Below are 24,105 nucleotides of genomic sequence, written 5' to 3'. Positions count from 1 at the left end.
CGCCGCGCACGCCGGCACGCACCCGATACGCACCCCGATACAAGGAGCCACAGGACATGGCCGACTCCAGTTTCGACATCGTCTCGAAGGTCGAGCGGCAGGAGGTCGACAACGCCCTCAACCAGGCCGCCAAGGAGATCTCGCAGCGCTACGACTTCAAGGGCGTGGGCGCCTCGATCTCGTGGTCCGGTGACAAGATCCTCATGGAGGCGAACTCCGAGGACCGGGTGAAGGCTGTCCTCGACGTCTTCCAGTCCAAGCTGATCAAGCGCGGCATCTCGCTGAAGGCGCTGGACGCGGGCGAGCCCCAGCTGTCCGGCAAGGAGTACAAGATCTTCGCGTCGATCCAGGAGGGCATCTCCCAGGAGAACGCCAAGAAGGTGGCGAAGATCATCCGCGACGAGGGCCCGAAGGGCGTGAAGGCCCAGGTCCAGGGCGACGAACTGCGCGTCACCTCCAAGAGCCGGGACGACCTGCAGGCCGTGATCGCGCTGCTGAAGGGCAAGGACTTCGACTTCGCCCTGCAGTTCGTGAACTACCGGTAGAAGACCGGCAGGACATCGGTAGGACACCGGCAGGGCACCGGTGGGAACCAGCAGCACGCCGGTAGGGACCGGCAGCACACCAGCCGGACATCCGTGACAGCACGGAAGGGCGGGCGCCCCCGAGCGGTGCCCGCCCTTCCGTGCTGTCGCAGCACACGTTCGCTGCCTGTTGACCGTGCGTTCGTGGTCTGGTCACGAGATAGACGCCGGTGGTCCACCTCCCGGTTCCGGCAGTCAGTAGAGTCCGGCACATGACAACCTCCGGCACCGGGCTGCGCCGCACCCTCGGCGTACGGGACGCCGTGATCGTCGGCCTCGGCTCGATGGTCGGGGCCGGCGTGTTCTCGGCCCTGGGGCCCGCCGCGCACGCGGCGGGCACGGGACTGCTGCCCGGGCTGGCGCTCGCGGCCGTGGTGGCCTACTGCAACGCCATGTCCTCCGCCCGGCTCGCCGCCCGCTATCCGGCCTCCGGCGGGACGTACGTGTACGGACGGGAGCGGCTGGGCCCCTTCTGGGGCTATCTCGCGGGCTGGGCCTTCGTGGTCGGCAAGACGGCGTCCTGTGCGGCCATGGCGCTCACCGTGGGCGCGTACGTCTGGCCGGGGCAGGCGCACGCGGTGGCGGTCGCGGCCGTGGTGGCCCTGACGGCCGTGAACTACGGCGGGATCCAGAAGTCGGCGTGGCTGACGCGCGTGATCGTGGCGGTGGTGCTGGCCGTGCTCGCAGCCGTGGTGGTCGTGTGCCTGGTCTCCGGACAGAGCGACGCCGGGCGGCTGGACATCGGGCTGTCGTCGGGCGCGGGCGGGGTGCTCCAGGCGGCGGGGCTGCTGTTCTTCGCGTTCGCCGGGTACGCGCGGATCGCGACCCTCGGGGAGGAGGTACGGGACCCGGCGCGCACGATTCCGCGTGCGATCCCGCTGGCCCTGGGGATCGCACTTGTGGTGTACGCGTGCGTGGCCGTCGCGGTGCTCGCTGTCCTCGGTACGGACCGGCTCGGGCACGCGGCGGCGCCGCTGGCCGACGCGGTACGGGCGGCCGGCGTGCCGGGGTTCGCGCCGGTGGTGCGGGTCGGGGCCGCGGTGGCGGCGCTGGGCTCGCTGCTCGCGCTGATCCTCGGCGTGTCCCGTACAAGCCTCGCCATGGCCCGGGACGGGCATCTGCCGAGGGCGCTTGCGGCCGTGCACCCGCGTTTCCAGGTGCCGCACCGGGCGGAGCTGGCCGTGGGCGTGGTGGTCGCCGTACTGGCCGCGGCGGTCGATGTGCGCGGCGCGATCGGCTTCTCCTCCTTCGGCGTGCTCGCCTACTACGCCGTCGCCAACGCCTCCGCATGGACCCTGGGTCCGGCCCCGTCGGCCCGCGTGGTGCCCGTGGTGGGCCTGCTGGGCTGCGCCACGCTGGCGTTCGCACTGCCCGCCGGCTCGGTGGCCGTGGGGGCGGGCGTGCTCGCGGCGGGCGTGGCGGCCTACGGCGTACGACTGCGGGCGCGACGGCGCACCGAGTGACGCCGAATGATGCCGAGAGTGATGCTGCGCCGGATCGTCTCCGGGCGTTCCCGATCACTCCACAAGGACGCTGCGGTTCTGCCTGAAGGCCCGGCACGCTGATACTTGTGGCAGCAGGCATGCCGGCGGAGCGACCCGGAGAGGTACCGACCATGAAGCTGTTCAACCTGCTGCTCAACATCCTGTGGCTCGTCTTCTGCGGCTTCTGGATGGCGATCGGTTATCTCATCGCCGCCCTGATCTGCTTCGTCCTGATCGTCACCATCCCGTTCGGCATCGCGTCGCTGCGCATCGCCGGCTTCGTCCTGTGGCCGTTCGGCCGGACCACCGTGGACCGGCCGGACGCGGGGGCGGGTTCCTTCATCGGCAACGTGATCTGGGTGATCTTCGCGGGCTGGTGGCTGGCGCTGGGGCACCTCATCACGAGCATCCCCCTGTTCCTGTCGATCATCGGGATCCCCTTCGGCTGGGCGAACCTCAAGCTCATCCCGATCTCCCTCATGCCGCTCGGGCGTGAGGTGGTGCCGTCGGACCAGGGTTTCGCCGGGCGCTGATCTCGCGCGCCGGGCGCGATCTTCTGCGTCGGCCGCCGGTCTCCCGCGCCGGCCGCCGGTCACGGCGGGAGCAGCGTGCCCAGCGGCCCGAGGTCAATGTTGAGGTCGGCCATGGTGAGGCCGTAGCTGTCGCACAGTTCGGCCATCCGGTCGTGCAGGAGGACGGCGGACTCACCTGTGGCGGCCTGCCATTTGTTCCAGCCGGGCGATGCGGTCCGCCATCGGCGGGTGCGTGGAGAACATCCTGGTCAGGCCCTGGCCCGAGCGGAACGGGTTCGCGATCATCATGTGGCTGGCGGTCTCGATCCGCGGCTCGGGGGGCAGCGGGAGCTGCTGGGTGCCGGTCTCCAGCTTGCGCAGGGCACTGGCGAGGGCCAGCGGATCGCCGGTGAGCTGGGCGCCGGAGGCATCCGCCTCGTACTCGCGGGAGCGGCTGATGGCCAGCTGGATCAGGCTGGCGGCGAGCGGGCCGAGGATCATGATCAGAAGCAGGCCGAGCAGGCCCGGGCCGTCGTCGTCGTCCGAGCGGCCGACCGGGATCAGCCAGGCGAAGTTCACCAGGAACATGATCACCGAGGCGAGCGCGCCGGCGACCGAGGAGATGAGGATGTCCCGGTTGTAGACGTGGCTGAGCTCATGGCCGATGACGCCCCGCAGCTCACGCTCGTCCAGCAGGCGCAGGATGCCCTCGGTGCAGCACACGGCCGCGTTGCGCGGGTTGCGGCCCGTGGCGAAGGCGTTGGGGGCCTCCGTGGGCGAGATGTACAGGCGCGGCATGGGCTGGCGGGCCTGCGTGGACAGCTCGCGGACCATGCGGTACAGCGCGGGGGCCTCGAACTCGCTGACCGGGCGGGCGCGCATCGCGCGCAGGGCCAGCTTGTCGCTGTTCCAGTACGCGTACGCGTTCGTGCCCAGGGCCACCAGGACCGCGACGATCAGACCGGTGCGGCCGAAGAGGCTGCCGATGACGATGATGAGTGCGGACAGTCCCCCGAGGAGTACTGCGGTCCTGAGCCCGTTGTGCCGGCGGTGCACCGTGCGCCCTCCAAGTCGTGCAGCTGGGGAACACTTTGGTCCAGTGGACCCTCCCGCTTGTGACAACGCCAGGCGGCTGCTGCGAGTTCCCTGGTGGGTGCGGCTGCGCGCCAGGGCCGTGCGAGTGATGGGCGCATACGGCCACGCGCGCGTGGAGGGCACGGGTGCCCACGCGCGCGTGGCCGAGCCTTCAGAACAGGCCGGTGGCCGCGAAGCGGAGGACCAGCTGGGGTGCTCCGGACAGGGCGACGCCGAGTACACCGGTGAGGGCGAGGGCGGCCGTGAGCGGGGCCGGGACGTGGTGCCGGGCGGGTTCGCCCTCGGGGGCGCGGAACAGCAGAGCCGTCCACTGCAGGTAGTAGAAGAGGGCGATCACCACGTTGACGGCCATGACGACGGCGAGCCAGCCGAGGCCCGCGTCGACGGCCGACGAGAACACGGTGACCTTGGCGAACAGGCCGATCACGCCCGGCGGCAGCCCGGCCAGGCACAGCAGGAAGAACGCCAGCAGGAGCGCGGTGAGCGGGTTGCTGGCGTACAGACCCCGGTAGTCGGCGATCCGGTTCACGGCCCGGCTACGGCCCACCACGGCGGCCACCGCGAACGCGCCGAGGTTCACGGCGCCGTACATCAGCGCGTAGGCCACCGTGGAGCCGATCGCCTTCTGCGGGTCCTTGGCGTAGCCGGCGGCGGCAATCGGCACCAGCAGGTAGCCGGCCTGACCGACGGAGGACCAGGCGAGCAGCCGAACGGCGCTGTACGCGCGCGTGGCCTGCTGGCGCAGGGCGCCGACGTTGCCGACGGTCATGGTGAGCGCGGCCAGGGCGGCGAGCGCGGGGCCCCAGACGTCGGCGTACGACGGGAGCGCGACGACGGTGACGAGGATCAGGCCGGAGAAGCCGACCGCCTTGCCGACGACCGACAGGTAGGCGGCGACGGGCAGCGGTGCGCCGACGTAGGTGTCGGGCACCCAGAAGTGGAAGGGGACGGCGGCCGTCTTGAAGGCGAAGCCGATCAGGGTGAGGACGACACCCGCCTGGGCGAGCGTGTGCAGCTGTCCGCCGACGTGGGGCAGGCGCTGGGCGACCTGGGTGAGGTAGAGAGTGCCGGTGGAGGCGTAGACGAAGCTGATGCCCATCAGGCTGACCGCGGTGGCCGTCACCGAGGAGAGGAAGAACTTCAGGGCGGCCTCGGAGGACCGCTCGTCGCCGTGCCGGATGCCGACGAGGGCGAACGCGGGCAGGGAGGCGACCTCCAGGGCCACGATCAGCGTGGCCAGGTCGCGGGAGGCGGGCAGCAGGGCGGCGCCGGCCGCGGAGGACAGCAGCAGGAACCAGAACTCGCCCGGCGGGACGCGCCGCTGGTCGTCGCTGAGATTCGTGACGGACAGCAGGGCCGCGAGCAGGGCGCCGCCGAGGACCAGGAACTGGATGACCAGCGTGAAGTGGTCGGCGGTGTAGCTGCACGCGCGCGTACCGGCGCCGGTGAGGCAGAAGGTGCTGCGGTCGCCGTCCAGGAGGGGTAGCAGCATCAGCGCGGCCGCGGCCAGTCCGGCGACCGAGACCCAGCCGAGGACGGGCTTGCGGGCCTCGGGCAGGAACAGGTCGGCGACCAGGACGACGAGTCCCACCGCGGCGGCGATGGCGGGCGGGGCGACGGCCAGCCAGTCGACGGACTGGACCAGCGACTCGGCGAGGGGCTGGGCGCTCATCGGGTGCCTCCTGCGAGGAGCTGGTGCACGGCCGGGTCGGTCAGGCCGAGCAGGGCCCTCGGCCACAGTCCGGCGGCGACGGTGAGGGCGACGAGCGGGGTCCAGGCGGCGAACTCGTAGCCGCGTACGTCGGCGAGCTTCGGGACTTCCTGTTCGACGCCGCCCATGCAGACGCGGCGGACCACGATCAGCATGTACGCGGCCGTCAGCAGGGTGCCGAACGCGCCGATCGCCATGAAGGTGAGGAAGGCCGGCCGGCTGAGATCGGCGGCGGGCTTGAACGCGCCGAACAGGGCCAGCATCTCGCCCCAGAACCCGGCGAGCCCGGGCAGCCCGAGCGAGGCGACGGCGCCGAACGCGAGGAGGCCGCCGAGGCGCGGGGCCTTGCCGTACAGCGCAGCGCCGGTCTCCTCGGCGAGGGTGTCCAGGTCGGTCGTGCCCGTGCGGTCCTTCAGCGCGCCGACCAGGAAGAAGAGGAGGCCGGTGATGAGGCCGTGGGCGATGTTGGCGAACAGGGCGCCGTTGACACCGGTCGGGGTCATGGTGGCGACGCCCAGCAGCACGAAGCCCATGTGGCCGACGGAGGAGTAGGCGATCAGCCGCTTGAGATCGCCCTTCGCGCCCCGCTTTGCCAGCGCCAGACAGGCCAGGGACCCGTAGATGATCCCGACGACGGCGAACGCGGCGATGTACGGCGCGAAGGTGTGGAAGCCGTGCGGCGCCACCGGCAGCAGGATCCGGACGAACCCGTACGTACCCATCTTCAGCAGGACACCAGCCAGCAGCACCGAGCCGACGGTCGGCGCTGCGGTGTGGGCGTCCGGCAGCCAGCTGTGGAACGGCCACATCGGCGACTTCACCGCCAGCCCGATCCCGATCGCCAGAACGGCGATGACCTGCACGGATGCGGTCAGCGACCGGCCGTTGTCAGTGGCGAGTGCCACCATGTCGAACGTGCCCGCCTTGATGCCGATCAGGAGCAGGCCGAGCAGCATGACCACGGAGCCGAGCAGCGTGAACAGGATGAACTTCCACGCGGCCCGGGTCCGGCCCTCGCCGCCCCAGCGGGCGATGAGGAAGTACATCGGGATGAGCACCATCTCGAACGCGAGGAAGAACAGCAGCAGATCGAGGACGGCGAAGGTCGCGAGGGTGCCGGACTCGAGCAGGAGCAGCAGCGCGACGAACGCCTTCGGGGAGCCGCCCGCGGGCGGCTTGAAGTAGGAGTACAGCGCGCACAGGAAGGTCAGCAGCGCGGTCAGGACGACGAGGGGGAGGGAGATGCCGTCGATGCCGAGGTGGATCCGCACGTCGAGTGCGGGGATCCAGCTGATGTCCGTCGTGGCCTGCATCTTCGACGGGTGGTCGTGGTCGAAGCCGAGCGCGAGGACGATCGCGGCGATGAGGATCGCGCCGGTCACGGTCACGCCGTGCCGCAACACGGCCTGCTCGGGTGACTTCCCCTTCAGTCCGGGCGGGGCCGGGAGGAGGGCGGCGACGGCGCCGAGGAGCGGGCCGACGACGACGAATGCCAGAAGGAACTGCATCACGGACTCGTTGATATCGATCACGCCTGCTCACGCTCCCGTGGCGACGAGGACGACGGCGACCGCCAGGAGGACGGTGCCGGCGAGCAGCGCGCTCACATAGGTCTGCACATTGCCGGTCTGCGCCCGCCGTACGGCGGCCCCGAGCAGCCGGGGAAGGGCGGCCGCGCCCTGTACGTAGGTCTCGACGACCTCGCGGTCGAGGAACCGGACGAGGCTCGCTCCGGCCTGGACCGGAAGGACGAACAGTGCCGCGTACACGGCGTCCAGGTGGAAGCCGGCGGCCGCGTGGCGGCGCAGCGGGCCGAGCAGCAGCCGCGCCGGGTCCGCCGGGTCGGGCGCGTAGGCGATGTCGCCGTAGGCCGGCTCGTGGGTGGCGATGGCCTCGGCCTCGACCAGCCCGGCGTCCTCCTCCGGATGGGCGGCGACCGCGCCCAGCGGGACCCGGGCGGCCAGCTGGGTGGTGCGCTGCCAGGCGCCGTAGGTCAGCAGCCCGCCGACCACGGCGAGGCCTGTGCCCAGGATGGAGGTGAGCAGGGTCGGGGTCAGGTCGCGGCCGTCGAACCAGCGGGGCAGGACGCGGTAGGCGAGCCCGCCGAAGGCGAGGGACGGCACGGCGAGGACCCACAGCACCACGGTCATCGTCAGCGGCTGGCGGCCGTGGTCGGGGGCCTCGGCGCCCCGGCCGCGGAAGGCCAGCAGCCACAGCCGCGCCGCGTAGGCGGCGGTGAGCAGGGCGGTGAGCAGACCGGCGACGAGGACGATCCAGCCGGCGGCGCAGGGGGCGTGGTCCGGGTGACCGTCGACCACGTGCTCGGCGGCGCCGAGGACGGACTCCTTGGAGAAGAAGCCGCTGAACGGCGGGACCGCGGCGAGTGCGAGGAGCGCCACGGTCATCGTCCAGTAGGCGTCCGGAACACGGTCGCGCAGGTGACTCATCCGGGACATGGCGGCCAGTGAGTTGGTGCCGGAGGCATGGATGATCACGCCGGCCGCGAGGAACAGCAGCGCCTTGAAGGCGCCGTGGGACAGGAGGTGGAAGACGGCGGCACCACGGTCGCCGACGGCGAGGGCGCCGGTCATGTAGCCGAGCTGGCCGATCGTCGAGTAGGCGAGGACGCGCTTGATGTCGTCCTGGGCGAGCGCGGCGAGACCGGAGCCCACCATCGTGACGGCGGCCATGACGGCCAGCACGGTCATCGCGGCCTGGGAGGCCTCGAATACCGGGAGGAGACGGGCGACGAAGTAGACACCGGCGGCGACCATCGTCGCGGCGTGGATCAGCGCGGAGACGGGTGTGGGGCCGGCCATCGCGTCCGGGAGCCAGGTGTGCAGCGGGAACTGTGCCGACTTGCCCGCGACGCCCGCGAGGAGCAGCAGGGCGATCACCGTCGGATGGTGCAGGTTGCCGCTCGCGACGGCGCCGAGGACGCGGGTGATGCGGAAGGACCCGGCGTCGGTGGCGAGGGCGAACAGGCCGATGAGGAACGGCACGTCGCCGAGCTTGGTGACCAGGAAGGCCTTCAGGGAGGCGGCGCGGGCCTCGGGCGTCTCCCAGTAGTGGCCGACCAGGAAGTAGGAGCAGATGCCCATGACTTCCCAGCCGACCAGCAGCACGATCAGGTCGCCGGAGTAGACGACCAGAAGCATCGCGGAGGTGAACAGGGAGACGAGGGCGGCGTACGAGGGGTAGCGCGGGTCGTCGCGCAGATAGCCCGTCGAGTAGATCTGCACGCAGGCCGCGACGAACGCGACCAGGATCGCGACGAGCGCGGCGAAGCCGTCGATGTGCAGCGCCAGCTCGATGGGGACCGAGCCGGTGGGCGTCAGCTCGGTGTGGGCGTCGATGGCCTGACCGCCGCCCTGGCGTGCGGCGACCAGCGCCGCCAGGACGAGCGAGGCCAGCGGCGGCAGCACGGCGAGCGGGCGGATGAACCCGGGCGCGGTGCGGCCGAGCAGAAGTCCTGCCGCGGCGCCGAGGAACGGCAGCAGGGGGACGAGGGCGGCGAGGGTGGTCGTGGTCACGCGGTGGCCTCAGCCTTCTCGGCCGCGGAGGAGCCCGGTCCCTCGGTGCCGGGGCCCTCGGCGGTGTCGCGGAGCTTGTCGATGTCGGAGGTGCCGCGGTTGCGGTAGACGGCGAGCACGATCGCCAGGCCGATGCCGATCTCGGCGGCGGCGATGGTGATGGTGAACAGGGTGAGCGCCTGGCCGGAGTGCAGGGTGTCCCTCGCGGCCCGGCTGAGCCAGACGTCGAAGGCGACGAGATTGAGATTGACGGCGTTGAGCATCAGCTCGACGGACATCAGGACCAGGATCGCGTTGCGGCGGGCGAGGACGCCGTACAGGCCGGTGCAGAACAGGAGGGCGGAGAGTACGGCCGGGTAGGCGAGGTGCATCAGCGGGCGCCTTCCTGCTCGACCGGGTGAATTCCGGAATCCGTGACGGAGGGGGAACTCTCCGTGACTCCCCGGGAGTTCACAGGGGGAGGGTTCGACTCCGCCTTCGCCTTGCGGGACAGGACGATCGCGCCGACCAGGGCCGCGAGGAGCAGGACGGACAGGGCCTCGAAGGGCAGCACCCAGTTGCGGAACAGGCTCTCGCCGGTGACCCGGGTGGAGCCGGCGGCCGGGCCGTTCAGGTCGATCCAGGTGGTGCGGAAGGCGTCGACGACCACCCAGACCAGGGCGACGGCGGCGGCGACCGCGACGGTCAGGGCGGCCCAGCGGTTGCCGGAGTCGGCGTCCGGGGAGCGGCCGATGGGGGCCTTGGTGAGCATCAGACCGAACAACAGGAGGACGACGACGGAACCGACGTAGATCAGGACCTGCACCCAGGCGATGAACTCGGCCGTGAGCAGCAGGTACTCCACGGCGAGACCACCGAGCGCGACCACCAGCCACAGGGCGGCGTGCACCAGCTGGCGGGTGGTGACGGTGACGAGCGCGGCGCCGAAGGTGACCAGGCCGACGAGGAGGAAGGCGACCTCGACGCCGGTCGGGGACAGGAAGCCGTGTGAGGCCGCGGCGAAGTGCATGCCGGTACGACCCGCGGCCGGGCTCAGGGTCGAGGCGAGGGTCACGACGCGCCCTCCCCCGGTTCGGCCTGCGTGGCCGCCAGCTTCTCGGCGGTCTTGCGGGCGGCGGCGATCTCCTTCGGCTCCTCGGCGGCGGGGTCGAGGGCCGGCGGGGCCGGGACGGTCCACATCCACTCGCGGAGCTTGTCCCGCTCATGGGTGAGGTCACGGATGTCGGTCTCGGCGTACTCGAACTCCGGGGACCAGAACAGGGCGTCGAAAGGACACACCTCGATGCAGATACCGCAGTACATGCACAGGGAGAAGTCGATGGCGAACCGGTCGAGGACGTTGCGGCTGCGCTCGCGGCCGCCCGGGGCGGCGGGCGGGACGGTCTCCTTGTGGGAGTCGATGTAGATGCACCAGTCGGGGCACTCACGGGCGCAGAGCATGCAGACCGTGCAGTTCTCCTCGAACAGGCCGATCACGCCACGCGTGCGGGGCGGCAGTTCGGGCTGGGCGTCCGGGTACTGCTCGGTGACCGTCTTCCTGGTCATCGTGCGGAGGGTGACGGCCAGGCCCTTGGCGAGGCCGGAGCCGGGAATGGGGGCCATCAGGAGATCACCACCTTGACGATGCCGGTGAGGGCGATCTGGGCGAGGGAGAGGGGGACGAGGAGGGTCCAGGACAGCTTCTGGAGCTGGTCCTCGCGCAGCCGCGGGTAGGTGACGCGGAGCCAGATGACGAGGAAGGCGAGGATCGCGGTCTTCAGCAGGGTCCACAGCCAGCCCAGGCCGTCGTGGCCCCACGGGCCGTGCCAGCCGCCCAGGAAGAGGACGGTGGTCAGGCCGCACAGGACGACGATCCCGGCGTACTCGGCGAGGAGGAAGAGTGCGAACCGCAGACCGGTGTACTCGGTGTACGCGCCGAAGATGATCTCCGAGTCGGCGACAGGCATGTCGAACGGCGGGCGCTGCAGCTCGGCGAGTCCGGCGACGAAGAAGACGACCGCGCCGACGATCTGCCAGGGCACCCACCACCAGTGGAAGGCGTGCAGGATGCCGGGCAGGGAGACCGTGCCCGCCGCCATCGCGACCGAGGCGGCAGCGAGCAGCATCGGCAGTTCGTAGGCGAGCAGCTGGGCGGCCGTGCGCAGACCGCCGAGCAGGGAGAACTTGTTCGCGCTGGCCCAGCCGGCCATGAGCGAGCCGAGTACGCCGACGCCCATCACGGCGAGCACGAAGAACACACCCGCGTCGAGGACCTGGCCGACGTCGCCGTTGCTCGGGCCGATCGGGATGGCGAGCAGCACGAGGAGGTACGGCAGCAGGGCGACGGCGGGGGCGAGCTGGAAGACGCGCCGGTCGGCGCCGGCCGGGACCACGTCCTCCTTCTGTGCGAACTTCACGCCGTCCGCGATGAGCTGGGCCCAGCCGTGGAAGCCGCCGGCATACATCGGGCCGAGCCGGCCCTGCATGTGCGCCATCACCTTGTGCTCGGTCTGGCCGACGATCAGCGGGAAGGTGAGGAAGACGACGAACACGACCACGAGTCGCAGGGCGACGTCCAACGCGCCGTTCACTGCGGGCCTCCTTGGGTGGTGTCGTCGTTGGGCTCGGGTTCGGCCTCGGGGTTGTCGGGGGTGGCGGGCTCGTCGTCGGTGGGGAGGCCGTCACCGGTGCCGGCGGGCCGTTCGGATTGCTGCTCGGCCTGTACGGCTTCGGCGGGGGCCTGCTCAGGCTTCGCAGACGCCCGCTCAGGTTCCGTCGAGGCCTGCTCGGGCTCCGCAGGGGTCCGCCCCGGTTCCTCCGGCGCCTGTTCGGGGGCCGCCGGGGCCTGTTCGGGCTCCTCGAAGGCCGGGCGGGCGTGGTGCCATGGGGCGTCCGAGCTGCGCGGGGTCGTGCTCCGGCGGGCGGGACGGGCGGCGCCTTCCGTTGCCGCCGGCTCATCCGTGGCCGGTGCCTCCGGTTCAGGAGCCCGGGGTCGCTGTGAGGCCGAGCCTTCCGAGGCGCTGCGAGCGCGGCGCGGACGGGCCGGGGCGGGGCCGGGCTCATGGGCCACGGAGGCCTCGGCGGCCGGGCCCTCCGCTGCCGCATCCGCCGCGGTCTGGGTCGCGTCGCCCTCGGCCGCCGCCTGCTTGAGCCCGGCCGCGTCCTGGGGCGCCCGCGTCTGGCTCACCGAGCCCTCGCCGGCACTCCGCATCCGGCGCGGCCGCGCACCGGCAGCGCCCACAGCCCCGCCGGCCCCTGCAGCCCCGCCGGTCCCTGTAGTTCCTGCTCCGGCAGCCCCGCTCGCCCCGCCTGCCGCAGCGGCCTCGCCCGTCGGCTCGGGCGGGGCGGCCTGCGCGGTCTGGCCGGCTGAACCCTCCGCCGCTGTGCGGGTGCGTCGTACCGGGCGGTCTCCGGCCGCGGCCGCGCGAGCCGCCGGGCGTTCGCCCGGCGCTCGGCCCGCGCCGCGCGCCGGGCGGGCCGGGGCAGGGGGCAGCTGGCCTTTCAGGGGGCCCCACTCGTTGGGGTCGGGCACGCCCGGGGGGAGCATCTGGCGGCGCTTGGGGCCGCCGTGCTCGGATTCGCCGGGCTCCTTGGCGCCGGGCCAGGCCTTGGCGACACGCGCGGCGAGGACGAAGTCCTTGCGCAGCGGGTGGCCCTCGAAGGTCTCCGGGAGGAGCAGGTGCTCCAGGCCCGGGTGACCCTCGAACACCACGCCGAACATCTCGTGGGTCTCGCGCTCGTGCCAGGCCGCGCCCGCGTAGACCCCCACGGCGGAGGGCAGCGCCGGCGCCTCGTGCGGGACGGTCGTGCGGACGAGGAGGCGGCGGACCGGGCCCAGCGCGACGACATGGGCGGAGACGCGGAAGCCCGTGCCCGGTTCGTCGACCGCGCTCAGCCAGTCGAAGTAGCTGCAACCCAGGGTCGTACGGGCCGTCTCCAGGGCGGTGAGCCAGGAGGACGGCGGCACGTCCACGGTCAGGAGGTCGTAGGACTCCTCGGCCGTGGCGTCCGTACCGAAGAGGTCCTCGACCGGGGCGGGCAGCCAGCCGACCGTGCTCATCGGGCATCCCCCTCACCGGCGGGGGCGGGTGGCTTCACCAGGTCGCTGGTCAGGGCGGCCGCCGACGGCCGGGAGTGGCCGTACCGCTCCCCCAGGGACTCGCGGGCGATCTTCTCCTGGAGCTTGAGGATGCCCTGGAGCAGCGCCTCCGGGCGCGGCGGGCAGCCGGGGACGTAGACGTCGACCGGGATGATCTGGTCGACGCCCTTCGTCACCGAGTACGAGTCCCAGTAGGGGCCGCCGCAGTTGGAGCAGGCGCCGAAGGAGATGACGTACTTCGGCTCGGGCATCTGCTCGTACAGACGTTTGACAGCCGGGGCCATCTTGTCCGTGACCGTGCCCGACACCACCATCAGGTCGGCCTGGCGCGGGCCGGGGGCGAACGGGATCACGCCGAGGCGGATGAAGTCGTGGCGGGCCATCGACGCGGCGATGAACTCGATCGCACAGCAGGCGAGGCCGAAGTTGAAGACCCAGAGCGAGTACCGGCGGCCCCAGTTCAGGACCACCTTCATCGGCTCGGGGGCCAGACGGGCGAGTGCGCCCAGCCGCTTCGGCTCCGGGAGCGACACAGGGGTGGGGGTCACGTCCATGCCAGGACGCCCTTCTTGTATGCGTACAGCAGGCCCACGGCGAGGAAGCCGAGGAAGACGAACATCTCCACGAGCGTCGTCGCGCCGTAGCCGGGGGCGGCGAAGACCGTCGCCCAGGGGAACAGGAAGATCGAGTCGACGGCGAAGATGACGTACAGGAAGGCGTAGACGTAGTAGCGGACCTGGGTGTGGGCCCAGCCCTCGCCGACGGGGTCGACGCCGCACTCGTAGGTCAGCAGTTTCTCGGGGGTCGGCACGACCGGGCGCAGCAGGCGGCCCGCGCCGAAGGCGACCGCGACGAACAGCACGCCGATCAGCGCGAGCAGGCCCACGACCGAGTAGGACCGGAAGTAGCCGGCCGCGATGACGTTCGCCGCGGCGGCCGTCGAGTCCCCCAACGTCTCCCGCACCGTCCGACCTCGCTCCCTGACATCATTCGACGATGTGTACGCACGGGAGTCTAGGCCCTGATAAAGAGCCAGTAAGCAGCCCGTCACGCGTGGGACAGATGGCGGCGACGGCCGACGTGTGCGGGGTGGGGTTTTCCCCCGTCGGCGGAGGGCGTGTACCGCATGGCGCGGAGGGTGCACGGCACGGCAGGCTGACCGTCATGACCGCTACCAGCTCAGCCGTCGACCGGGCCGACGGCACCGACCCTCTGCCTCCGATCCGGCCGGCGTACGACGCGCACACGTGGAAGGAGATCCTGTATCTCCTGCTGAACCTGCCGGTGGCGGTGTTCGGCTTCGTCTACGCGATCACTGTGCTGTCCGTCGGCGGGTCCCTGACGATCACCGTCGTCGGCCTGCCGCTGCTGGCGCTCAGTCTGCTGGGTGCCCGGCAGCTGGGGAAGCTGGAGCGGGCCCGCGCGCGAAGGCTGCTCGGGGTGCGGGTGGAGGAGCCGACCCCGCTGCCGCTCGCGAAGAGCGGCGCGCTGACGCAGCGGCTGTGGATGGCGCTGAAGGACCCGGTGGGCTGGCGGACGCTGCTGTACGACGTCATCCGGCTGCCCTGGGGCATCCTCACCTTCTGCACCGTACTGACCTCGCTGTTCGTGCTGTGGCCGGTGCTGCCGTACCTGGCGCGGGGCCTGGCGAACGTGGATCGCTTCCTGGTGCGCGGGCTGCTGTCGCCCTCGGACGAGCTGGAGCGCCGTATCGCCGAGCTGGAGTCGGACCGCGGGGTGGTGGTCGACACGGCCGCCGCCGATCTGCGGCGCATCGAGCGGGACCTGCACGACGGGGCCCAGGCGCGGCTGGTCAACCTGGCCATGGGGCTCGGTCTGGCCAAGGAGAAGCTGCTGGAGGATCCCGACTCGGCGGCGGCGATGGTGGAGGAGGCGCACGGCGAGGTGAAGCTGGCCCTCCAGGAGCTGCGCGACCTCGCCCGCGGCATCCATCCGGCCGTGCTCACCGACCGGGGCCTGGACGCGGCCCTGTCCTCGGTCGCCACCCGCTGCACGGTGCCGGTGAAGGTGACCGTGACCCTGCCGGACCGCCCGGCACCGGCCATCGAGGGCATCGCCTACTTCACGGTCTCCGAGCTGCTGCAGAACATCAGCAAACACAGCGGGGCCCGCGCCGCGTCGGTGGACGTGTGGCGCGCGGAGGACCGGCTGCTCATCCAGGTCCAGGACGACGGCCGGGGCGGCGCCCGCCTCCAGGACGGCACCGGCATGCGCGGCCTCGCGGAGCGCCTGGGCGCCGTGGACGGCCTGTTCGACCTCGACTCCCCACCCGGCGGCCCGACGGTGGTCACAGCCGAGCTGCCGTGGCGGGACCGCAGGGAGTAGCCGAGGGGTCCGTACCCGAGTGCCGGCGCCCGCGACCCCCTAAGGGCGTGGGGACCTGCGCGACCGGCCACGACGGCCCCGCGGCGAGCCGACGGCAGAACCCCTACGGCGATCCGCAACCAACGGCACCAAGAAACCACCGCACCGAAGACAAGTAGGTCCAGGCGCCGGAGGCCATGGTGGGGAAAACCCCCGCCCCGAGACGCCGACGACCTCCATGGCCCGCGAACCCCCGGCGCACGACCCTGGAAACACGGCTGAACCGCCGCTCACACGACGAGAACGGGACGCGATCGATGGCCATGGAGTACGGACACGGATACGGATACGGGCGGGAGGACGAACGGACCCGCACCGGCTTTCGGCTCCCTCCCGCCCTGCGGGCACCGTTCGAGGCGCGCAGCTGGCGCGAGTTCGGCTATGTCCTGCTGAGCCTGCCGATCTCGATCGTGCTGTTCACCTGGACGGTGACCATGGCGTCGCTCGGCACGGGCCTGCTGGTGACCTTCCTCGGCGTCCCGGTCCTCGCGGCGGCGCTGGCCGGCTGCCGGGGTTTCGGCGCGCTGGAGCGGGCGCGGGCGCGCGGGCTGCTGCGGCTGGAGGTGGCCGAGCCCGAGCCGCTGCGGATGCGCAAGCCGGGCGTGCCGGCCTGGATGGGCGCGGTGCTCAAGAGCGGCACCTCCTGGCGGAACATGTTGTACGCGCTGGTGCAGTTCCCGTGGGCGGTGTTCTCGTTCTCGGTGGCGGTGAGCCTGTGGGCGACGGGCTGGACGCTGCTGACGTACCCGCTGTGGTTCTGGGTCTTCCCGGCATACGCCGGCCAGGGCGGCATCCAGCTGTACGGCGACGAGCACCACAGCGTCTATCTCGACAACCCCTTCGAGATCACCGTGACCGCGCTGGGGGGGCTGCTGTTCACGCTGGCCGCGCCGTGGATCGTACGGGCCCTGACGACGGTGGACGGACTGCTGGTCCGGGGCCTGCTGGGGCCCTCGCCGCTGTCGGCGCGGGTGGTGGAGCTGGAGTCGGACCGCGGGGTGGTGGTCGACACGGCCGCCGCCGATCTGCGGCGCATCGAGCGGGACCTGCACGACGGGGCCCAGGCGCGGCTGGTCAACCTGGCGATGGACCTGGGGCTGGCGAAGGAGAAGCTGCGGGAGGATCCGCGGGCGGCGGCGGCGATGGTGGAGGAGGCGCACGGGGAGGTGAAGACGGCGCTGCAGGAGCTGCGCGATCTGGCCCGCGGCATCCACCCGGCCGTGCTGACCGACCGCGGCCTGGACGCGGCGCTGTCCTCGGTCGCCTCGCGCTGCACGGTGCCGGTGCGGGTGGAGGTCGATCTGCCGGCCCGCCCGGCGCCGGCCATCGAGGGCATCGCCTACTTCACGGTCTCCGAGCTGCTGCAGAACATCAGCAAGCACAGCCGGGCCCGCTCCGCGTCGGTGGACGTGTGGCGCGCGGAGGACCGGCTGATGCTGCAGGTGATCGACGACGGCGTCGGTGGCGCGGAGGCCTCCCGCGGCACGGGCCTGGCCGGTCTCGCCGGCCGCCTGGACGCGGTGGACGGCGTCCTCGTGGTGGACTCCCCGGAAGGCGGACCCACCCGGGTGATCGCGGAACTGCCCTGGCGCACCTGACGCGAGGACCCGGCCCGGCCTTTCCCGCCCCCGCCCCGGGGGCGGGATTGTGCTGGTGCCGCGAGCGGCGCGTACCGAATGCTGGAATGCTGGACCCCCGTACGAGACCTGCGTAGGGACCATGGGGGGCCGGGAGATCGTGGAGGACAGGGTGCGGGTGGTCATCGCCGAGGACTCAGTGCTGCTCAGGGAGGGCCTGACCCGGCTGCTGACCGACCGCGGGCACGACGTCGTGGCCGGCGTCGGGGACGCGGAGGCCCTGGTGAAGACCGTCGCCGACCTGGACGCCCAGGGCGAGCTGCCCGACGTGGTGGTGGCGGACGTACGGATGCCGCCGACGCACACCGACGAGGGCGTACGGGCGGCCGTACGGCTGCGGAAGACCCACCCGGGGCTCGGGGTGCTGGTGCTGTCGCAGTACGTGGAGGAGCGGTACGCCACCGAACTGCTGGCCGGTTCCAGCCGGGGCGTGGGCTATCTGCTCAAGGACCGGGTCGCCGAGGTGCGCGAGTTCGTCGACGCGGTGGTGCGGGTGGCCCAGGGCGGTACGGCGCTCGACCCCGAGGTGGTCGCGCAGCTGCTCGGCCGCAGCCGCAAGCAGGACGTGCTGGCGGGGCTCACCCCGCGGGAGCGCGAAGTGCTGGGGCTGATGGCGGAGGGGCGCACGAACTCGGCGATCGCCAAGCAGCTGGTGGTCAGTGACGGCGCCGTGGAGAAGCACGTCAGCAACATCTTCCTGAAGCTCGGGCTGGCCCCGAGCGAAGGGGACCACCGGCGTGTTCTGGCCGTACTGACCTATCTGAACTCCTGATCCGAAGAACACTGTGTCAGCAGGGCGTCAGACGGTCCGGCTTCTGTGAGAAGTCCGGGTACCCGGATGGAAGACAGGAGGAGGCGACCGGGGAAGGACGCCCTGACACCTCAGTGCCATGCCGACTCGACAGCACCACAGGCCGACTCGATGTCGTCCATTCTGTGGATCGCCTCGGGAAGGCGACCCTAACCGACGTAGGGTTGATCCTGGGATGGTCCGTGGGACGACCACGCCCCGGACAGCCGCCTCGAAGGAGGTCCAGTTCAGTGACCAGCCAGGTCAGCAGCCAGGCGGAGCAGACCGACGGAGCCGTTGTCGGAGAACAGCGCAAACCGGGCGGCGCCAAGGACGTACGGCGCCTGGACCGGGTGATCATCCGGTTCGCGGGGGACTCGGGTGACGGCATGCAGCTCACCGGTGACAGGTTCACCTCGGAGACCGCGTCCTTCGGCAACGACCTCTCCACCCTGCCCAACTTCCCCGCCGAGATCCGCGCGCCCGCCGGCACCCTGCCCGGCGTCTCCAGCTTCCAGCTCCACTTCGCCGACCACGACATCCTCACTCCGGGCGACGCGCCGAACGTCCTGGTCGCGATGAACCCGGCCGCGCTGAAGGCGAACATCGGCGATCTGCCGCGCGGCGCCGAGATCATCGTCAACACCGACGAGTTCACCAAGCGCGCCCTGCAGAAGGTCGGCTACGACGCCTCCCCGCTGGACGACGGCTCGCTGGACGGCTACAACCTGCACCCGGTGCCGCTGACCACCCTCACGGTGGAGGCACTGAAGGAGTTCGACCTCTCCCGCAAGGAGGCCGAGCGCAGCAAGAACATGTTCGCGCTGGGTCTGCTGTCGTGGATGTACCACCGGCCGACCGAGGGCACCGAGAAGTTCCTGAAGTCCAAGTTCGCGAAGAAGCCGCAGATCATGGCGGCGAACATCGCCGCGTTCCGGGCGGGCTGGAACTTCGGCGAGACGACGGAGGACTTCGCGGTCTCCTACGAGGTCGCCCCGGCCGCCAAGGCCTTCCCCGTGGGCACCTACCGCAACATCTCCGGCAACCTCGCCCTGGCCTACGGCCTGATCACCGCGTCCCAGCAGGCGGACCTGCCGCTGTTCCTGGGCTCGTACCCGATCACCCCGGCATCCGACATCCTGCACGAGCTGAGCAAGCACAAGAACTTCGGCGTGCGGACCTTCCAGGCCGAGGACGAGATCGCGGGCATCGGCGCGGCGCTGGGCGCGGCGTTCGGCGGTTCGCTCGCGGTGACGACGACGTCCGGTCCCGGGATCGCGCTGAAGAGCGAGACGATCGGGCTCGCGGTCTCCCTGGAGCTGCCGCTGCTCGTGGTCGACATCCAGCGCGGCGGCCCGTCCACGGGTCTGCCGACCAAGACCGAGCAGGCGGACCTGCTGCAGGCGATGTTCGGCCGCAACGGCGAGGCCCCGGTGCCGATCGTCGCGCCGAAGACGCCGGCGGACTGCTTCGACGCCGCCCTGGAGGCGGCACGGATCGCCCTGGCCTACCGCACCCCGGTGATGCTGCTGTCCGACGGCTACCTGGCCAACGGCTCCGAGCCGTGGCGAATCCCCGACCTGCACGAACTGCCCGATCTGCGGGTGCAGTTCGCCTCCGGCCCGAACCACACCCTGGACGACGGCACCGAGGTCTTCTGGCCGTACAAGCGCGACCCCGAGACCCTCGCCCGGCCATGGGCGCTCCCGGGCACCCCGGGGCTTGAGCACCGCATCGGCGGCATCGAGAAGCAGGACGGCACGGGCAACATCTCCTACGACCCGGCCAACCACGACTTCATGGTCCGCACCCGGCAGGCCAAGGTCGACGGCGTCGAGGTCCCCGACATCGAGGTGGACGATCCGCACGGCGCGACCACCCTGGTACTGGGCTGGGGCTCCACCTACGGGCCGATCACGGCGGCGGTACGGCGGCTACGCCGCTCCGGCGAGGCGATCGCCCAGGCCCACCTGCGCCACCTCAACCCCTTCCCGCGGAATCTGGGTGAGGTCCTGAAGCGGTACGACAAGGTGGTCATCCCCGAGATGAACCTCGGGCAGCTCGCCATCCTGATCCGGGCGAAGTACCTGGTCGACGCCCACTCCTACACCCAGGTCAACGGCATGCCGTTCAAGGCGCAACAGCTCGCCGCGGCGCTGAAGGAGGCCATCGATGACTGACACCGGCAACGGGCTGCTGCAGCTGGTCCCCAAGGCCGAGGCCAAGCAGTCGATGAAGGACTTCAAGTCGGACCAGGAGGTGCGCTGGTGCCCGGGCTGCGGCGACTACGCGATCCTCGCCGCCGTGCAGGGCTTCATGCCGGAGCTGGGGCTGGCGAAGGAGAACATCGTCTTTGTCTCCGGCATCGGCTGCTCCTCCCGCTTCCCGTACTACATGAACACCTACGGGATGCACTCCATCCACGGCCGCGCCCCCGCCATCGCCACCGGCCTGGCCACGAGCAGGCGGGATTTGTCGGTGTGGGTGGTCACCGGTGACGGCGACGCGCTGTCGATCGGCGGCAACCACCTGATCCACGCCCTGCGCCGTAACGTCAACCTGAAGATCCTGCTGTTCAACAACCGGATCTACGGCCTGACCAAGGGCCAGTACTCGCCGACCTCCGAGCTGGGGAAGATCACCAAGTCGACGCCGATGGGCTCGCTGGACGCGCCGTTCAACCCGGTGTCGCTGGCGATCGGCGCGGAGGCGTCCTTCGTCGCCCGCACCATCGACTCCGACCGCAAGCATCTGACCGAGGTGCTGCGCGCGGCCGCCGACCACCCGGGCACCGCGCTGATCGAGATCTACCAGAACTGCAACATCTTCAACGACGGCGCCTTCGACGCCCTGAAGGACAAGCAGCAGGCCGAGGAGGCCCTGATCCGGCTGGAGCACGGACAGCCGATCCGCTTCGGGGCCGCCGGCGCGCGCGGCGTCGTACGCAACCGGGCCACAGGTGACCTGGAGGTCGTCACGGTGACGCCGGAGAACGAGGCGGACATCGTGGTCCACGACGCCCACGCCGCGTCCCCGACCACCGCCTTCGCCCTCTCCCGGCTCGCCGACCCCGACACCCTGCACCACACTCCGGTCGGTGTCTTCCGCTCGGTCGACCGGCCGGTCTACGACACGGCGATGGCCGAGCAGCTGGACACCGCGATCGAGCAGAAGGGTAAGGGCGACCTGGCCGCGCTGCTGGCGGGCGGGGACACCTGGACGGTCATCGGCTGAGGACGCCCTCGGCTCGGCTACGAGGCCCGGGACCGGACGTCCCGGGCCTCGTCGTATGCCCGGCGGGCGCCGAGGACGTCGTCCATGCGCCGCTCGGTCCACCGGGCCAGTGCGCGCACCTGCTCCGCCGCCTCGCGGCCCAGACCCGTCAGGGAGTAGTCGACGCGCGGCGGGATGACGGGCTTGGCGTCCCGGTGGACGAGACCGTCGCGCTCCAGGGTCTGGAGGGTCTGCGTGAGCATCTTCTCGCTCACGCCACGCCCGCCGAGACCGCTGATCGCCCGGCGCAGTTCGCTGAAGCGGTACGGGCGTTCGAGGAGCTGGATCAGCACCAGCACACCCCAGCGGCTGGTGATGTGCTCCAGGACCAGGCGGTGGGGGCACATGGCCTCGCCGTCACCCTTCCACTCACTTACCGACATGACCGTACCTTACTTCAAAGTGGGTACTTTCGCTTGGTTAGCGCCCCTCCTAGGGTGAGTGTCATAGGAGAGTCACGGCACCCCACAAGGAGTTCTGAACCATGAGCATCGTCGTCACCGGAGCCACCGGACACCTCGGCCGGCACGTAGTGGAGCAGCTGCTGGAGAAGGTACCCGCGGAGCAGATCACCGCCGTCGTGCGCGACGAGGCGAAGGCCGCCGACTTCGCCGCCCGCGGGGTGAAGCCGGCCGTCGCCGACTACAACGCGCCCGAGACCTTCGACGGCCTGTTCGCCGCCGGTGACAAGGTGCTGCTGATCTCGGGCAACGAGTTCGACAGGGGCCGGGTGCAGCAGCACAAGGTCGTCATCGACGCCGCGCAGGCGGCCGGTGTGGCGCTGCTCGCCTACACCAGCGCCCCGGGCAGCCTCACCGCCGCGCTCGCGGACGACCACCGGGCGACGGAGGAGGTGCTGCTCGCCTCCGGCCTGCCGTACACCCTGCTGCGCAACGGCTGGTACCACGAGAACTACACCGAGAACCTGGCCCCGGTGCTGGAGCACGGCGCGGTCGTCCAGGCCGCCGGCGACGGGCGGGTCTCCTCGGCCGCCCGCGCCGACTATGCCGCCGCGGCGGTCGCGGTGCTGACCGGCGAGGGGCACGAGAACAAGACCTATGAGCTGGGCGGCGACGAGGCGTGGGGCTTCGCCGAGTACGCGGCCGAGCTGAGCCGGCAGACCGGCAAGGAGATCGTCTACAACGCGGTCTCCGTGGAGACCTTCGCCGGCATCCTCGCCGGCGCCGGGCTGCCCGGACCGCTGGCCACGATCCTGGCCGGCGTGGACGCCTCGATCGAGAAGGGTGAGCTGGTGGTCTCCTCCGGCGACCTGTCGCGGCTGACCGGCCGTCCCACCACCCCGCTGGCGGAGGCGGTCACCGCCGCGCTCAAGGGCTGAGCGTCCCATGATCCACCCCGACTGTCATGACCGTATGGCGATACGGCCATGACAGGCGCGGGTTTCGGCGCTACCTTCGTTCTCGCGTGTCTGATGCGAGAGGGAGGGCCCGGTGGCCGGGAAGTCCAAGGGTGAGCACCGAATAGGCCTGCTGAACGGCTTCGCCGCCTACGGCATGTGGGGCCTGGTGCCCCTGTTCTGGCCTTTGCTGAAGCCCGCCGGGGCGGTGGAGATCCTCGCTCACCGCATGGTGTGGTCCCTGGTCGTCGTCGCCGTCGCCCTGCTCTTCGTACGGCGCTGGGCGTGGGCCGGTGAGCTGCTGCGTCGGCCACGCCGGCTCGCGCTCGTCGCCGTGGCCGCCGCCGTCATCACCGTGAACTGGGGCGTCTACATCTGGTCCGTGAACTCCGGTCATGTGGTCGAGGCCTCCCTCGGATACTTCATCAACCCGCTGGTGACCATCGCGATGGGCGTGCTGCTGCTCAAGGAGCGGCTGCGGCCCGTGCAGTGGGCGGCGGTCGCCACCGGCCTCGCCGCCGTCGTCGTCCTGACCATCGGCTACGGCCGCCCGCCGTGGATCTCGCTCGTCCTCGCGTTCTCCTTCGCCACCTACGGCCTGGTCAAGAAGAAGGTCGCCCTCGGCGGCCTGGAGTCGCTGGCTGCCGAGACCGCGATCCAGTTCCTGCCCGCACTCGGCTATCTGCTGTGGCTCGGCGCGCACGGCAAGGCCAGCTTCACGAGCGACGGGACCGGGCACGCCGCCCTCCTCGCCTCCACCGGCCTGGTCACCGCACTGCCCCTGGTCTGCTTCGGCGCGGCGGCCATCCGCGTGCCGCTGTCCACGCTCGGCCTGCTGCAGTACCTGGCTCCCGTCTTCCAGTTCCTGCTCGGCATCCTGTACTTCCACGAGGCCATGCCGCCCGAGCGCTGGGCCGGATTCGCGCTGGTCTGGCTGGCCCTGATGCTGCTCACGGGCGACGCCCTGCGCTCGGCGCGGCGGACCAGGCAATCGCTCGTGGTGGCACGCGGCGACCGGGCCGAGTCCGCGGCGGTGGAGGCCTGACGGCCGTTGTCAGTGCCGCGCGCTATAAGTGGCGACCATGTCGACACAGACGCCCGCACCACTGCACTGGAAGCTCGTCATCGACGCGGCCGACCCGCACGCCCAGGCCGACTTCTGGGCCGCCGCGCTGCACTACACGGCCGAGGACAACAGCGCCCTCGTCGAGCGGTTGCTGGCGGCCGGAGCGCTGCCCGGCGGGGCGACCGTCGAGTACCACGGCCGCCCCGCCTTCCGTGACCTGATCGCCGTACGGCATCCCGAGGATCCGTACGACCCGGACACCGGCACGGGGCTCGGCCGGCGCCTGCTCTTCCAACGTGTCCCGGAACCGAAGACGGTCAAGAACCGGCTCCACCTCGACCTGCACGCCGGCCCGGAACGGCGCGCGGCGGAGGTGGCACGCCTGGAGGGGCTGGGCGCGCGGGTGGTTCGCGAGGTGAAGGAGCCGGGCGGGCAGTGGCTGGTGATGACGGACCCGGAGGGCAACGAATTCTGCCTGCAGTAGGCGCCGTTGCCCGGTGCCGGGTGCCGGGTGCCGGGTGCCGGGTGCCGGGTGCCGGGTGCCGGGTGCCGGGTGCCGGGTGCCGGGTGCCGGGTGCCGGGTGCCGGGTGCCGGGTGCC

Annotated in this window: 23 protein-coding genes and 1 pseudogene; 11 read left to right on the top strand and 13 right to left on the bottom strand. The window is 71.4% G+C overall.

Annotated elements, in window-relative coordinates; all coding sequences use genetic code 11:
• The first annotated feature begins 56 nt into the window (after positions 1–56).
• The 3 genes from ACFYOH_RS00675 to ACFYOH_RS00665 all read left to right on the top strand — a co-directional run bounded on the left by ACFYOH_RS00675 (position 57) and on the right by ACFYOH_RS00665 (position 2,601).
• Positions 57–545, top strand: coding sequence for a YajQ family cyclic di-GMP-binding protein (locus ACFYOH_RS00675; RefSeq protein WP_218514922.1), 489 nt, complete (start codon positions 57–59; stop codon positions 543–545).
• 251 nt (positions 546–796) lie between these two features.
• Complete coding sequence (locus ACFYOH_RS00670) at positions 797–2,047, top strand: APC family permease (RefSeq protein WP_388619515.1); 1,251 nt, start codon at positions 797–799, stop codon at positions 2,045–2,047.
• Positions 2,048–2,199: 152 nt separating this feature from the next.
• Entirely contained in the window at positions 2,200–2,601 is a 402-nt protein-coding gene (locus ACFYOH_RS00665) for a YccF domain-containing protein (RefSeq protein WP_388619512.1), read from the top strand.
• Between the two features lie 59 nt (positions 2,602–2,660).
• On the opposite strand, the pseudogene gvpK reads toward ACFYOH_RS00665, so the two are convergent.
• The 12 genes and pseudogenes from gvpK to ACFYOH_RS00605 all read right to left on the bottom strand — a co-directional run.
• Positions 2,661–2,762: pseudogene (gvpK, locus tag ACFYOH_RS00660) on the bottom strand (gas vesicle protein GvpK); the annotation flags it as partial.
• A gap of 10 nt (positions 2,763–2,772) precedes the next feature.
• Entirely contained in the window at positions 2,773–3,636 is an 864-nt protein-coding gene (htpX, locus tag ACFYOH_RS00655) for a zinc metalloprotease HtpX (RefSeq protein WP_388619509.1), read from the bottom strand.
• Between the two features lie 190 nt (positions 3,637–3,826).
• Complete coding sequence (locus ACFYOH_RS00650) at positions 3,827–5,347, bottom strand: NADH-quinone oxidoreductase subunit N (protein ID WP_388619507.1); 1,521 nt, start codon at positions 5,345–5,347, stop codon at positions 3,827–3,829.
• Positions 5,344–6,918: an NADH-quinone oxidoreductase subunit M gene (locus tag ACFYOH_RS00645; protein WP_388619505.1), complete on the bottom strand. Its 1,575-nt coding sequence runs from the start codon at positions 6,916–6,918 to the stop codon at positions 5,344–5,346. Before ACFYOH_RS00645 ends, ACFYOH_RS00650 begins: the two co-directional genes overlap by 4 nt.
• Before the next feature lie 6 nt (positions 6,919–6,924).
• Positions 6,925–8,919, bottom strand: coding sequence for an NADH-quinone oxidoreductase subunit L (locus tag ACFYOH_RS00640; RefSeq protein ID WP_388619502.1), 1,995 nt, complete (start codon positions 8,917–8,919; stop codon positions 6,925–6,927).
• Complete coding sequence (gene nuoK / locus ACFYOH_RS00635; RefSeq protein ID WP_228621287.1) at positions 8,916–9,290, bottom strand: NADH-quinone oxidoreductase subunit NuoK; 375 nt, start codon at positions 9,288–9,290, stop codon at positions 8,916–8,918. The genes ACFYOH_RS00640 and nuoK overlap by 4 nt, the downstream gene beginning before the upstream one ends.
• Complete coding sequence (locus ACFYOH_RS00630) at positions 9,290–9,928, bottom strand: NADH-quinone oxidoreductase subunit J (RefSeq protein WP_388621015.1); 639 nt, start codon at positions 9,926–9,928, stop codon at positions 9,290–9,292. The genes nuoK and ACFYOH_RS00630 overlap by 1 nt, the downstream gene beginning before the upstream one ends.
• 41 nt (positions 9,929–9,969) lie before the next feature.
• A complete protein-coding gene (locus tag ACFYOH_RS00625) occupies positions 9,970–10,521 on the bottom strand; it encodes a NuoI/complex I 23 kDa subunit family protein (protein WP_388619499.1) in 552 nt (183 codons plus the stop codon).
• Positions 10,521–11,489 carry an NADH-quinone oxidoreductase subunit H gene (locus ACFYOH_RS00620; RefSeq protein WP_388619496.1) on the bottom strand — a complete coding sequence of 323 codons (969 nt, stop codon included), beginning with the start codon at positions 11,487–11,489 and terminating at the stop codon, positions 10,521–10,523. The genes ACFYOH_RS00625 and ACFYOH_RS00620 overlap by 1 nt, the downstream gene beginning before the upstream one ends.
• Entirely contained in the window at positions 11,486–12,958 is a 1,473-nt protein-coding gene (locus ACFYOH_RS00615; RefSeq protein ID WP_388619493.1) for an NADH-quinone oxidoreductase subunit C, read from the bottom strand. Before ACFYOH_RS00615 ends, ACFYOH_RS00620 begins: the two co-directional genes overlap by 4 nt.
• Positions 12,955–13,551: an NADH-quinone oxidoreductase subunit B gene (locus ACFYOH_RS00610; protein ID WP_388619490.1), complete on the bottom strand. Its 597-nt coding sequence runs from the start codon at positions 13,549–13,551 to the stop codon at positions 12,955–12,957. The genes ACFYOH_RS00615 and ACFYOH_RS00610 overlap by 4 nt, the downstream gene beginning before the upstream one ends.
• Positions 13,542–13,961 carry an NADH-quinone oxidoreductase subunit A gene (locus ACFYOH_RS00605; RefSeq protein ID WP_388619487.1) on the bottom strand — a complete coding sequence of 140 codons (420 nt, stop codon included), beginning with the start codon at positions 13,959–13,961 and terminating at the stop codon, positions 13,542–13,544. Before ACFYOH_RS00605 ends, ACFYOH_RS00610 begins: the two co-directional genes overlap by 10 nt.
• 200 nt (positions 13,962–14,161) lie before the next feature.
• Between ACFYOH_RS00605 and ACFYOH_RS00600 the strand changes: the two genes are divergently transcribed.
• The 5 genes from ACFYOH_RS00600 to ACFYOH_RS00580 all read left to right on the top strand — a co-directional run bounded on the left by ACFYOH_RS00600 (position 14,162) and on the right by ACFYOH_RS00580 (position 21,043).
• Positions 14,162–15,343, top strand: a complete 1,182-nt coding sequence (locus tag ACFYOH_RS00600) for a sensor histidine kinase (RefSeq protein ID WP_388619484.1) — start codon at positions 14,162–14,164, stop codon at positions 15,341–15,343.
• 296 nt (positions 15,344–15,639) lie between these two features.
• The gene (locus tag ACFYOH_RS00595; RefSeq protein WP_388619481.1) at positions 15,640–16,980 is read left to right on the top strand and encodes a sensor histidine kinase; all 1,341 of its coding nucleotides are present in this window, start codon (positions 15,640–15,642) and stop codon (positions 16,978–16,980) included.
• A 121-nt stretch (positions 16,981–17,101) separates the two neighbouring features.
• Positions 17,102–17,791: a LuxR C-terminal-related transcriptional regulator gene (locus ACFYOH_RS00590; protein ID WP_388619479.1), complete on the top strand. Its 690-nt coding sequence runs from the start codon at positions 17,102–17,104 to the stop codon at positions 17,789–17,791.
• 269 nt (positions 17,792–18,060) lie between these two features.
• On the top strand, positions 18,061–19,989 hold the full coding sequence (locus ACFYOH_RS00585; protein WP_388619476.1) for a 2-oxoacid:acceptor oxidoreductase subunit alpha: 1,929 nt from the start codon (positions 18,061–18,063) through the stop codon (positions 19,987–19,989).
• Complete coding sequence (locus ACFYOH_RS00580) at positions 19,982–21,043, top strand: 2-oxoacid:ferredoxin oxidoreductase subunit beta (protein ID WP_388619473.1); 1,062 nt, start codon at positions 19,982–19,984, stop codon at positions 21,041–21,043. Before ACFYOH_RS00585 ends, ACFYOH_RS00580 begins: the two co-directional genes overlap by 8 nt.
• 17 nt (positions 21,044–21,060) lie before the next feature.
• Here the strand turns inward: ACFYOH_RS00580 and ACFYOH_RS00575 are convergent, their stop codons facing one another.
• The gene (locus tag ACFYOH_RS00575) at positions 21,061–21,465 is read right to left on the bottom strand and encodes a winged helix-turn-helix transcriptional regulator (RefSeq protein WP_388619470.1); all 405 of its coding nucleotides are present in this window, start codon (positions 21,463–21,465) and stop codon (positions 21,061–21,063) included.
• Between the two features lie 101 nt (positions 21,466–21,566).
• On the opposite strand from ACFYOH_RS00575, the gene ACFYOH_RS00570 reads away from it, so the two are divergent.
• From ACFYOH_RS00570 to ACFYOH_RS00560, 3 genes are all read left to right on the top strand, one after another.
• A complete protein-coding gene (locus ACFYOH_RS00570; RefSeq protein ID WP_388619467.1) occupies positions 21,567–22,421 on the top strand; it encodes an SDR family oxidoreductase in 855 nt (284 codons plus the stop codon).
• Between the two features lie 112 nt (positions 22,422–22,533).
• A complete protein-coding gene (rarD, locus tag ACFYOH_RS00565) occupies positions 22,534–23,484 on the top strand; it encodes an EamA family transporter RarD (protein ID WP_388619464.1) in 951 nt (316 codons plus the stop codon).
• A 37-nt stretch (positions 23,485–23,521) separates the two neighbouring features.
• The gene (locus tag ACFYOH_RS00560) at positions 23,522–23,989 is read left to right on the top strand and encodes a VOC family protein (protein ID WP_388619461.1); all 468 of its coding nucleotides are present in this window, start codon (positions 23,522–23,524) and stop codon (positions 23,987–23,989) included.
• The last annotated feature ends 116 nt before the right edge of the window (positions 23,990–24,105 follow it).

It is taken from the genome of Streptomyces sp. NPDC007856 (assembly GCF_042868225.1).
In the GTDB taxonomy this organism is placed as follows: Bacteria; Actinomycetota; Actinomycetes; order Streptomycetales; family Streptomycetaceae; genus Streptomyces.
Note: the sequence above shows the minus strand (reverse complement) of the source record. Positions and strands in the feature narration are given on the sequence as shown.